8 protein-coding genes are annotated in these 11,661 nt (G+C 69.3%); 4 read left to right on the plus strand and 4 right to left on the minus strand.

Annotation, left to right across the window (positions count from 1 at the left end; genetic code table 11):
• Positions 1–9 precede the first annotated feature (9 nt).
• From pdxT to STROP_RS09040, 3 genes are all read left to right on the plus strand, one after another.
• Complete coding sequence (gene pdxT / locus STROP_RS09030; RefSeq protein WP_011905685.1) at positions 10–615, plus strand: pyridoxal 5'-phosphate synthase glutaminase subunit PdxT; 606 nt, start codon at positions 10–12, stop codon at positions 613–615.
• 238 nt (positions 616–853) lie between these two features.
• On the plus strand, positions 854–1,603 hold the full coding sequence (locus STROP_RS09035) for a YebC/PmpR family DNA-binding transcriptional regulator (protein ID WP_011905686.1): 750 nt from the start codon (positions 854–856) through the stop codon (positions 1,601–1,603).
• A gap of 447 nt (positions 1,604–2,050) precedes the next feature.
• Entirely contained in the window at positions 2,051–3,832 is a 1,782-nt protein-coding gene (locus tag STROP_RS09040) for a proline--tRNA ligase (RefSeq protein ID WP_028567557.1), read from the plus strand.
• 101 nt (positions 3,833–3,933) lie between these two features.
• Here STROP_RS09040 and STROP_RS09045 read toward each other — a convergent pair whose 3' ends face one another.
• The 4 genes from STROP_RS09045 to STROP_RS09060 all read right to left on the minus strand — a co-directional run bounded on the left by STROP_RS09045 (position 3,934) and on the right by STROP_RS09060 (position 7,947).
• Positions 3,934–4,995, minus strand: coding sequence for an ABC transporter permease (locus STROP_RS09045; protein WP_011905688.1), 1,062 nt, complete (start codon positions 4,993–4,995; stop codon positions 3,934–3,936).
• Positions 4,992–5,876 carry an ABC transporter ATP-binding protein gene (locus tag STROP_RS09050; RefSeq protein WP_011905689.1) on the minus strand — a complete coding sequence of 295 codons (885 nt, stop codon included), beginning with the start codon at positions 5,874–5,876 and terminating at the stop codon, positions 4,992–4,994. Before STROP_RS09050 ends, STROP_RS09045 begins: the two co-directional genes overlap by 4 nt.
• 89 nt (positions 5,877–5,965) lie before the next feature.
• Positions 5,966–6,658 (minus strand): response regulator, encoded by a 693-nt coding sequence (locus STROP_RS09055; RefSeq protein ID WP_011905690.1) that lies wholly within the window; start codon positions 6,656–6,658, stop codon positions 5,966–5,968.
• Positions 6,655–7,947: a sensor histidine kinase gene (locus STROP_RS09060; RefSeq protein WP_018830345.1), complete on the minus strand. Its 1,293-nt coding sequence runs from the start codon at positions 7,945–7,947 to the stop codon at positions 6,655–6,657. Before STROP_RS09060 ends, STROP_RS09055 begins: the two co-directional genes overlap by 4 nt.
• A 162-nt stretch (positions 7,948–8,109) precedes the next feature.
• On the opposite strand from STROP_RS09060, the gene dnaE reads away from it, so the two are divergent.
• On the plus strand, positions 8,110–11,643 hold the full coding sequence (gene dnaE, locus STROP_RS09065; RefSeq protein WP_011905692.1) for a DNA polymerase III subunit alpha: 3,534 nt from the start codon (positions 8,110–8,112) through the stop codon (positions 11,641–11,643).
• Positions 11,644–11,661 lie beyond the last annotated feature (18 nt).

Below are 11,661 nucleotides of genomic sequence, written 5' to 3' on the forward strand. Positions count from 1 at the left end.
GGAGCGGACATGACGGCACCCGTCATCGGTGTGCTCGCGCTGCAGGGCGATGTCCGGGAACACACGGCAGCCCTGGCGGCGGCGGGTGCGGATGCCCGCCCGGTCCGTCGCCCCAAGGAACTGGAGACAGTTGACGGGCTGGTCATCCCGGGGGGCGAGTCCACCACGATCAGCAGGTTGGTCGATCTTTTTGAGCTGCGCGAGCCGATCGACAAACGGATCGCCGACGGCATGCCCGTCTACGGCTCCTGTGCCGGCATGATCATGTTGGCGAGTGAGGTACTCGACGGCCGATCCGACCAGCGTGGCTTCGCCGGCATCGAGATGACGGTCCGGCGCAACGCGTTCGGTCGGCAGATCGCCTCGTTCGAGGCGCCGGTGAGCATGGCGGGCATCGACGGCGATCCGCTCCACGTGCTGTTCATCCGGGCGCCCTGGGTCGAGCGCGTCGGCCGGGGTGTCGAGGTGCTCGGCACGGTGGCCGAGGGTCCGGCGGCGGGTCGGATCGTCGCGGTCCGCCAGGGAAACCTGCTGGCGACCTCGTTCCATCCCGAGCTGACCGACGATCGGCGCCTGCACGCGTACTTCGCGGACCTGGTGCGCGCCGCAATCTGACCGGCCACCGGGCCGGGCCGGGCGAGCTCCGCCGGGCGTGCCACCCGCGGCGCGCCCGGCGCTGCCGTGCGGCGCTGACGCCCGTCTGCCGGCCACCGGTAGGATTGCCGGGATTCGGCAGGGCCAGCTCTCCGCCGCGGCTTCCACCAGAGCCGACCGGCACTCTCCGCGTACGCCGGCGGGAGCGGGCGAGTGCGGTGCGGTCGATGCAGACGGCGGGTAGCAACGGAGGTAGCTGATGTCCGGCCACTCAAAGTGGGCGACGACCAAGCACAAGAAGGCGGTCATCGACGCCAAGCGCGGCAAGATGTTCGCCAAGCTGATCAAGAACGTCGAGGTCGCGGCGCGTACCGGCGGCGGTGATCCGGCTGGCAACCCGACGCTCTACGACGCGATCCAGAAGGCCAAGAAGAACTCGGTCCCCAACGACAACATCGACCGTGCGGTCAAGCGTGGCTCCGGTCTCGAGTCCGGTGGCGCGGACTACCAGACGGTTATGTACGAGGGCTATGGGCCCAACGGGGTCGCGCTGTTGATCGAGTGTCTGACCGACAACCGTAATCGTGCTGCCACTGAGGTGCGGACCGCCCTGACCCGCAACGGCGGCTCGTTCGCCGATGCCGGATCGGTGTCGTACCTGTTCAGCCGCAAGGGCGTGGTGATCGTGGCCAAGGCCGGCACCACCGAGGACGACGTGATGCTGGCCGTCCTGGACGCGGGTGCGGAGGAGGTCAACGACCTGGGTGAGGCGTTCGAGGTGCTCTCCGAGCCGGGCGACCTGGTCGCGGTGCGTACCGCCTTGCAGGACGCCGGCATCGAGTACGAGTCGGCGGAGTCCTCGCTGGTCCCGAGCGTCAGCGTCCCGGTGGACGAGGAGGGCGCTCGGAAGATTCTCAAGCTGATCGATGTGCTGGAGGACTGCGACGACGTGCAGAACGTCTTCGCGAACTTCGACGCCTCCGACGAGCTGCTCGCGAAGCTCGGCTGACCAGTCGTCGGGGCGACCCGACGCTCTCCGACCCGGTCCTCGGTGGAATCCGCCGATGGCCGGGTCGGTCTCTTCTACCGGGCGTTCGCGGGGTGGGTGAGCTGATTCCCGCGGGTGTTCGGGGGAGTAGTCCGTTATAGTCGCAGCGGTTGATGTGGAGGGTGGGCGTTGATGAGCGGCATCGCGCAGAGCGGGCTGAGCCCGGTGCTCTTCGTGCCGTCCTGCCCGCCAGCGCCCCGACCTCCCTCGCCGGCGCCCCGCTGAGCGACGCTCCGTCGTTGGCTGGTGTTCGCGCCGGCAACCCCTCCGGCGGCTCGGCCGCTTCGCGCCGAGCGCCCTTCGGTGCCTTTCCACACTCGTAGTCCGGGGCCATTCACCGCATAGGTCCCGGTCACTCCGTACTCCCTGAGAAGCGCCATCCGGAAACTGTGAGGGCCTCCCATGAAAATGTCGACCATGTTCGGTGCCACCCTGCACACCGCACCGGGACGTTCCGAGTCCGAGGGACACCAGCTGCTTCAGCGGGCCGCCATGCTGCGGCAGGTTGGGCAGGGCATCTTCGCCTACCTTCCGCTCGGTTGGCGCACGATTCGCAAGATCGAGGCCGTGCTGCGCGCGGAGCTGGAGCGCGTCGGGGGACAGGAGGTCTCGATGCCGGTGGTGAATCCGGCGGAGCTGTGGAAGCAGACCGGCCGATACTTCACGATCGGCCCGGAGCTGGCTCGATTCCGGGATCGTCGCGGACGGGACCTGGTCCTGGCGATGACCCACGAGGAGTTGGTCACGTTCCTCGGCCGGTCGGAGATCGAGTCCTACCGCCACCTGCCCCGGATGGTGTTCCAGCTCCAGACGAAGTTCCGGGACGACCCGCGTCCGCGGGCCGGCCTGATCCGGGTACGTGAGTTCGTCATGAAGGACGCGTACAGCTTCGACGTGGACGCAGCGGGTCTGGCGGCCCGGTACCGGGCGCAGTACCAGGCGTACCTCACCATCTTCCGGCGTTGTGGGCTGCCGGTCGCGGCGGTCCTGTCCGACGTGGGCATGATGGGTGGCAGCCTGGCCCACGAGTTCGTGTACCTCACCCCGATCGGCGAGGACACGCTGCTGATCTGTGATTCCTGTGGCTTCGCCGCCAACCGGGAGGCCGCCACCTTCGGCAAGCCGGCGCCGTCCACCGCGCCGTGGGCCGAGCTGGCGGAGATCGCCACCCCGGGTGCCACCACCATCGAGGCGCTGACAGCGGCGCTGGGTGTGCCGGCAGCCGAGACCGCCAAGGCGATCTTCCTGGCCGCGTCGCGGGAGGACCGCGATCAGACGGTTGACACCGAGTTCATCCTGGCGGTCGTCCGGGGCGACATGGAGGCGAACGAGACCAAGATCGGCAACCTGGTACAGGCGGCGGAGCTGCGTCCGATGACGGTGGAGGAGATCTCCAAGATCGGCGCGGTGGCCGGTTACGGCTCGCCGGTCGGCGTGACGGGCGTGACCGTCGTCGTCGACGAGTTGGTCGCCGCGTCCACGAACCTGGTCGCGGGCGCCAACCGGGAGGGCATGCACCTGCGCAACGTCAACGTGGGGCGGGACTTTGTCGCCGATCACACCGGCGACATCACCGCCGCCCGCGCCGGTGACGCCTGTGCGGAGTGCGGTAGCGAACTGCGTACCGCCCGCGGGGTCGAAGTAGGGCAGATCTTCAAGCTTGGTACCCGCTACTCGACCGCCCTCGGCGCGGAGTACCTCGATGCTGACGGCCAGCGTAAGCCGTTGACCATGGGCTGCTACGGCATCGGCGTGGGGCGGTTGCTCGCCTGCCTCGCGGAGGAGCACCGAGACGAGCGGGGGCTGCGGCTCCCGGTCACCATCGCGCCGTACCAGGTACACCTCACCCTCCTCGACGACCTGGCGTCCGCGGCCGGTGAGCTGGCCCGGCGGGTCTACGACGAGCTCTGGGCAGCCGGAGTGGAGGTGCTGTTCGACGACCGGGACGAGCGGGCCGGCGTCAAGTTCGCCGACGCGGACGTGATCGGTCTGCCCCTGCGGGTCACCATCGGCCGGCGGAGCGTCGCCAACGGCGCGGCCGAGGTACGAGACCGGGCGACCGGTGTCACGGCACAGGTGCCCTTCGACGAGGTGGTCGCCGAGCTAGTCCGGCGAATCGCCGCCCTGCGGGCCGACATCGACGCGACGGTGGTCCCGGTGGAACTGCCCGCCGAGGTGTTCGCGCCCTGATGTGCCGGCCCGGAGGTGGTGGCAGCCCCGGGGAGCCCGGCCCCGACTCCGCCTGGCCGGGCCCCCCGTGCGGCGTGCTGAAGGCAGCATCGGGGCAGGATTCAGTCCACCGTCTCTCGTTCCCGCCAGGCTGTCCGGAGCGAGGTGTTGCCGTTGGTCCGCAGCAGAGACCCCTCGTACACCCGGGCACCAGCGGCCAGGACGGCGAGCGCGGTGATCAGCAGCAGGGCCAGGGACAGCGGAGGTTCCCAGCCGGCGGCGTCCCCGGTGAACAGCCGGAGCGGCATCGCGGTGGGCGCCGAGAACGGCACGTAGGACAGCACCTGCATGGCGAACGCGTTGTCGCTGAGGAAGATCACCCCGAAGAACGGGAGCATCACCACCAACTGGACCGGCATGGCCACCGTGCCGATGTCTTCCAGTCGGCTGACCAAGGCTCCCGCCGCCGCCCACAGCGCGGCGATCAGGACGAAGCCGAGCAGGAAGTACGGCAGGAACCAGCCGATCGCCGGCCCGAGTAGGTTCAGCAGCTCGCTGTCACCGAAGAGCCGCAACCCCACGACCGCGACGAGCGCCACCAGCGCAATCTGTCCCAGGGCCAGCACGGTGCCGGCGATCATCTTGCCGGCGAGCAGGGCTCGTACCGACACGGCGGCCACCAGGATCTCGACGATCCGGGTCTGTTTCTCCTCGATGATGCTCTGCGCGATCTGTACGCCGAAGGTCTGGGACGTGAGGAGGAAGACGAACGCGAAGACGAACGGCACCAGGACGGCCCCCGGTGGTTCCTCCGGGGCGGGGTTCAGCAACCGTACCGGTGGTTCAACGCTGAGCGCCGCCACGACGTCGGCGGGAGCCTCGTCTCGCGCGAGCACCGTTGGCCCGGCGACCACCGCCGCGTCGGTGTCGCCGTCCCGAACCGCCCGTTCGGCGGCGGCGTCGTCGGGCACCTCGCGGACCTCGAGTCCGGCGGCGCGCAGTTCGGCCGAGACTTCCGGGGTGGCGGCCACCGTGGCTGGGCCGTCGGAGAGCAGCGACGGCAGCGTCGTCGCGGCGGCGGCGATGAGCAGGAAGATCAGCGTACTGAGGAGAAAGGTGCGGTCGCGCAGTTTGGCCCGGACTTCACGGGCCGCGACCAACTGGGTGGCGGCGAGGGTGTTCACAGGGCGACCTCCCGGAAGATCTCGGCCAGCGACGGGACGACAGGTCGGAACCCGCGGACGGGCCCACGGGCGAGCGCGGCGTGGAGTACCGGCTGCTCATCCGCCCCCCGGGACAGTTCGAACACGGCGCGGGCGCCCTCGAGCTCGACCAGGGTCACGCCCGGGTGGTCGCGTAGCCAGCCGGCGTCGTTGTCGACCACCAGTTCGTAGCGGGGCGCGGTGTAGGTGGCCCGCAGCTGCGTTCGGCTGCCGGCGGCGCGGATCGTCCCCGCGCTGATGATCACCAGGTCGTCGCAGAGCCGCTCCACCACGTCCAACTGGTGACTGGAGAAGAGCACCGGTACCCCCTGGGTGGCCCGTTCCTTCAGCACGTCGACGACCGTGTCCACGGCCAGTGGGTCGAGGCCGGAGAAGGGCTCGTCGAGCACCAGCACCTCGGGGTCGGACACCAGCGCGGCGACGATCTGGGCACGTTGCTGGTTGCCCAGCGACAGTTTCTCCAGCAGGTCGTGGCCGCGGTCGGCGAGACCGACCCGCTCCAACAACGTATCGGTGCTGCGCACCGCCGCCGGCGCGGTCACTCCGTGCAACCGGGCCAGGTAGATGAGCTGTTCCCGGACCGCCATCTTCGGGTACAGGCCGCGTTCCTCCGGCATATACCCGAAGCGCCGACGGGCCGCCCGGGTCAGTGGCGCCCCCCGCCAGGTCACCTGGCCGGCGTCGGCGGCGAGTACGCCGAGGATGATGCGCATCGTGGTGGTCTTGCCGGCACCGTTGCCGCCAACGAAGCCGGTCATCCGACCGGCTTCCGCGTCGAAGGACACATTCTGGAGCACACGGCGGCCACCGAAGCTGCGGTCGACGCCGTCGAGTCGGAGCATGTTCGTCACGCTGGCAACGCTAGATCACCTTGCGTCCCGCTCCGTCCGCCTGCGGGTGGACAGTCGGCTCCACCCCGCGACGGAGGCGGTCACCCGCCTGGCCGCACCACCCCGTGTTCGTACGCGAAGACGACTGCCTGCACCCGGTCACGTAGGCCGAGTTTGGCCAGTACCCGACTGACATGGGTCTTCACGGTCGCTTCGCCGAGGCGTAGGTTGGCCGCGATTTCGGCGTTGCTCGCGCCCGAGGCGACCAGCACCAGCACCTCGTGCTCCCGCGGCGTGAGGTCCGACAGCGCCACGGCCGTCGTCGTGGGTTCGCCCCCCGGCCTGGCGAAGGCGGCGATCACTCGCCGGGTGAGTTCGGGGGCGATGAGACCCTCGCCTCGAGCGACCACCCGGATCGCCGCCACGAGCGCCTCCGGCGTGCCGTTCTTCAGCAGGAATCCGCTTGCTCCGGCGCGAAGCGCGGCGAACAGATAGTCATCCCGGTCGAAGGTGGTGAGGATCAACACCGCCGGTCCGTTCGATCGGTCCGCGTCCGCGACGATCCGTCGGGTGGCCTCCAGCCCGTCGACCCGGGGCATCTCCACGTCCATCAGGACCACGTCTGGGCGGAGTGCCCCGGCCATGCTCACCGCCCGTTCGCCGTCCGCGGCCTCCCCGACGACGTGCATGTCGCTCTCCACCTCGAGGATGACCCGGAACCCGGTACGCACGAGGTGGTGGTCGTCGGCGAGCAGGATCCGGATGGCCGGGCTGGTCGCCGGCTCGGCGGTCACGCCGCCTGCCGCTCGGTCAGCGGTAGCGGGAAGCGGGCCCGCACCCGCCAGCCGCCGGCGGCGCGGGGGCCGACCTCCAGCGTGCCGCCATGGGCGGCGACCCGCTCGCGCATGCCGACCAGGCCCACCCCGTCCGCATTCATCGTGCTGCTGCTTCGTCCGTCGTCGGTCACGTCCACCTCCACCTCGTGCGTCAGATAGCGGATCCGGACATCCAGGATGGTCGCCGCGCCGGCGTGTTTGAGCGTGTTCGTCACGGCTTCCTGCACGGTCCGGTACGCCGCCTGGGAGATCGAGTCTGAGATCGGCACCGGGTCGCCGTACACCCCCAGCGTGGCGCGTAGCCCGGTCTCGCGTGCCCGCTCGACCACTGTGGTGACCCGGCTGATTCCGGCGGGCGAGTCGACGGTGCCCGGCTCGTGGTCGCGGGCCCGCAGGACGCCGAGCATCCGGCGGAGCTCGTCCACCGCCGTGCGGGCCGACTCTTCGACCGCCGCCAGGGCGGTGCGGGCCTTGGCCGGATCCCGGTCGAGGACCCGGCGGCAGGCGGCAGCCTGCACCCCCATCACCGAGACGTGGTGGGCGACGACGTCATGCAGTTCCCGGGCGATCCGAACCCGCTCCCCGACCACCGCGTGTGCCCTGACCTCGGCCTGTGACCGGCGTAGCTCGTCGGCCTGCGCCTGGAGTTCGTGCTCGCGTCGGGCGGCCAGCCAGGCGATCTCTCCGAAGAAGTAGGCGAACCCGAAGAACAGGATGTTGAGGAGCATGTCGCTGAGCACCGCGGCGATCAGCGGGGGGATCGGTCCCACGGCGTCGGCGAACGCGTCGGGGGGCGGGTCCGCCAGCACGCTGCCCAGATTGACCGAGTACCAGAAACCGATCCAACCGAACATGGCGGCGATCACGCCGATCCGAATCCGACGGGCCAGGCGGCGGTCCGGTCCCCAGGCGCCGAGGGTGTAGATGGCCGTGAACAGCACCCCCGTGGTGACCCGCGTCTCCGGTGCGGAGCGGGCTTGTGCCGCGACGAACGCGACCGAGATGACCAGCGTCGTCGCCACGGGGAAGCGTCGCCGCCAGATCAGCGGTAGGCCCACCGCGACGGCCCAGAGCAGCTGTTCGGCGAACGACGGTGGCGGGCCGAGCAGGAACAGACCCGTGCCGCGGATGAGAGTGAGGCTGGTTACGGCCAGCACGGTCACGGCCAGCCCCACGAGGAGGTCCCGCCGCTGCTGCTCCGGGGTCGGCCCGGGCCGCCGCCAGTGCGTTCCCGCCGCGGTGTCCATCGGTCGAGGATGTCATCTCGCCGGACCGGTGCTGCCTCCGGCACGGGCCCGGTGCCGCTGCCGGGCTCCCCGCGCGGCTCGCTGGAGGTGTGTCGGCGGCCGGGGATAGGGTGGGCCGACCGATCTTCTCACCACCCATGAAGCGACCCGGGGGGCCCACGCATGGGCGATTCGTTCGCGCATCTGCACGTGCACACAGAGTATTCGATGCTCGACGGCGCGGCCCGGTTGAAGGACTTGTTCGCCGAGGTCAACCGGCAGGGGATGCCGGCCGTGGCGATGACCGACCACGGCAACATGCACGGCGCGAACGACTTCTACAAACAGGCCATGGCCGCTGGCGTCAAGCCGATCCTGGGGATCGAGGCGTACGTCGCGCCGGAGTCGCGGTTCCACAAGAAGCGGGTGCGTTGGGGGCGGCCGGAGCAGAAGAGCGACGACGTCTCCGGCAGCGGTGGGTACACCCACATGACCATCTGGGCGAAGAACAAGGTGGGGCTGCACAACCTGTTCAAGCTGACCAGCCGGTCGTTCACCGAGGGGTTCTTCGTCAAGTGGCCACGGATGGACACGGAGCTCCTCGCTGAGCACTCCGAGGGGTTGATCGCCACCACCGGCTGTCCCTCCGGTGAGGTGCAGACCCGGCTACGGCTGGACCAGTACGACGAGGCGCTGAAGGCCGCCGCGAAATACCAGGACATCTTCGGTAAGGAGAACTTCTTCCTGGAGGTGATGGACCACGGCATCGACATCGAACGCCGGGTTCGTCAGGAGCTGGCGGAGATCTCCCACAAGCTGGATATCCCGCCGGTGGTGACCAACGACTCGCACTACACCTACCAGGCGCAGTCCGAGGCACACGACGTGCTGCTCTGCGTGCAGACCGCGGCGAACGTCGCCGATCCGAACCGGTTCCGGTTCGACGGCAGCGGCTACTACATCAAGTCCGCCGACGAGATGCGCGGCGTCGACTCCTCCGAGCTGTGGCGCGCGGGCTGCCGGAACACCCTGCTGGTCGCGGAGATGGTCGACCCGGCCGGGATGTTCGACTTCCGGAACCTGATGCCGCGTTTCCCGGTGCCGGAGGGGGAGACCGACGAGTCCTGGTTCCGCAAGGAGACGTTCAAGGGGCTCGCCCGCCGCTTCCCGAACGGCGTCCCGGAGACCCACCTCAAGCAGGCCGAGTATGAGCTGGGCGTCATCATCCAGATGGGGTTCCCGTCCTACTTCCTCGTGGTGGCCGACTTCATCCAGTGGGCCAAGGGCGAGGGGATCGCCGTGGGCCCGGGCCGCGGCTCGGCCGCCGGTTCACTCGTCGCGTACGCCCTCGGTATCACCGACCTGGATCCGTTGCCGCACGGCCTCATCTTCGAGCGGTTCCTCAACCCCGAGCGGGTCTCGATGCCGGATGTCGACATCGACTTCGACGAGCGTCGGCGCGGTGAAGTGATCAAGTACGTCACGGAGAAGTGGGGCGAGGACAAGGTCGCCCAGATCGCGACCTTCGGCACGATCAAGGCGAAGGCCGCGATCAAGGACTCGGCGCGGGTGCTCGGCTACCCGTACGCGGTCGGTGACCGGATCACCAAGGCGATGCCGCCGGCGGTGATGGGCAAGGACATCCCACTGACCGGCATCTTCGACCCGCAGCACTCCCGGTACGCGGAGGCCGGCGAGATTCGGGGTCTCTACGAGTCCGACCCGGATGTCAAGAAGGTCATCGACACGGCGCGCGGGATCGAGGGGCTGATCCGGCAGACGGGGGTGCACGCCGCCGGGGTCATCATGTCCGCCGAGCCGATCGTCGACCACATCCCGTTGATGCGTCGGGACGCCGACGGGGCGATCATCACGCAGTTCGACTACCCGACCTGCGAGTCGCTCGGGCTGCTGAAGATGGACTTCCTCGGCCTGCGCAACCTGACCATCATCGACGACGCGCTGAAGAACATCGAGAGTAACCACGGGCGCACGGTCGACCTGCTCCAGCTGCCGCTGGACGACACGGCGACCTACGAGCTGCTGTCCCGGGGCGACACCCTGGGCGTGTTCCAGCTCGACGGCGGGCCGATGCGGTCGCTGCTGCGGACGATGAAGCCGGACAACTTCGAGGACATCTCCGCGGTCCTGGCGCTGTACCGGCCGGGCCCGATGGGCGCCAACTCACACACCAACTACGCGCTGCGCAAGAACGGCCTCCAGGAGATCACTCCGATCCACCCGGAGCTGGCCGAGCCGCTGGAGGAGATCCTCGGCCCCACCTACGGCCTGATCGTCTACCAGGAGCAGGTGCAGCGCGCCGCCCAGGTCCTCGCCGGCTACAGCCTCGGCAAGGCCGACCTGCTGCGCCGGGCGATGGGCAAGAAGAAGAAGGAGGTTCTCGACAAGGAGTTCGTGCCGTTCCGCGACGGAATGCGCGCCAACGACTACTCCGACGAGGCCATCCAGACCCTGTGGGACATCCTCGTCCCCTTCGCCGACTACGCCTTCAACAAGGCCCACACCGCCGGGTACGGCCTGGTGTCGTACTGGACCGGCTACCTCAAGGCGAACTATCCGGCCGAGTACATGGCGGCGTTGCTCACCTCGGTGGGCGACGACAAGGACAAGATGGCGCTCTACCTGTCGGAGTGCCGCCGGATGGGCATCCAGGTGCTCCCGCCGGATGTGAACACCTCGGCCGGGCCGTTCACCCCGGTCGGCCGGGACATCCGGTTCGGTCTGGCCGCGATTCGCAACGTCGGCGCGAACGTGGTCAGCGCGATCATGCGGTGCCGGGGGGAGAAGGGCGCCTACACCGACTTCTACGACTTCCTGTCCAAGGTGGAAGCGGTCGTCTGCAACAAGAAGACCATCGAATCCCTGATCAAGGCGGGGGCGTTCGACTCGCTCGACCATTCCCGCCGGGGCCTGCTCGCGGTGCACGCCGACGCCATCGACGCGTACGCCGACGTCAAGCGCAAGGAGGCCGTTGGCCAGTACGACCTCTTCGGCGCCGGATTCGCCGACAGCGACGCCGGACAGAGCACCACGGTGATGCCGGTCATCGCCGAGGGGGAGTGGGACAAGCGGGAGAAGCTCGCCTTCGAGCGCGAGATGCTCGGCCTCTACGTCTCCGACCATCCGCTGTTCGGCCTGGAGCATGTGCTCGGTGCGGCGGCCGACACCACCATCGCGGCCCTCTCCGAGGAAGGAACGGTTCCGGACGGGACGGTGGTGACCCTCGCGGGCATCCTCTCCGGAGTGCAGCGCCGGGTCACCAAGCAGGGCCGGGCGTGGGCGTCGGCGACGCTTGAGGACCTGGCCGGCGGGGTGGAGACGCTGTTCTTCCCCAACACCTACGAGGTGATCGGGGAGTACATTGCCGAGGACGCGATCGTGGTGGTCAAGGGGCGGGTCGACCGCCGGGACGACACGCCGCGGATCATGGCCATGGACATGTCGATTCCGGATGTCAGCAGCAATTCGGCGAACAAGCCGGTCACGCTCACCATCCCGGTCACCCGCTGCACGCCGCCGTTGGTGGAGCGGCTCAAGGAGACCCTGGTGCTGCACCCCGGCGACGCGGAGGTGCACGTCAAGCTTCTCAACGGCAGCAAGGTGACCCGGCTGCGACTCGGCCCGTTCCGGGTGGCGCCGACGACCGCCCTGATGGCCGACCTGAAGACCGTCCTCGGCCCGGCCAACGTGGGCTGACCCTGGTGGCGGGGTCCG

Origin of the sequence: Salinispora tropica CNB-440 (assembly GCF_000016425.1) — a bacterium.
In the GTDB taxonomy this organism is placed as follows: Bacteria; Actinomycetota; Actinomycetes; order Mycobacteriales; family Micromonosporaceae; genus Micromonospora; species Micromonospora tropica.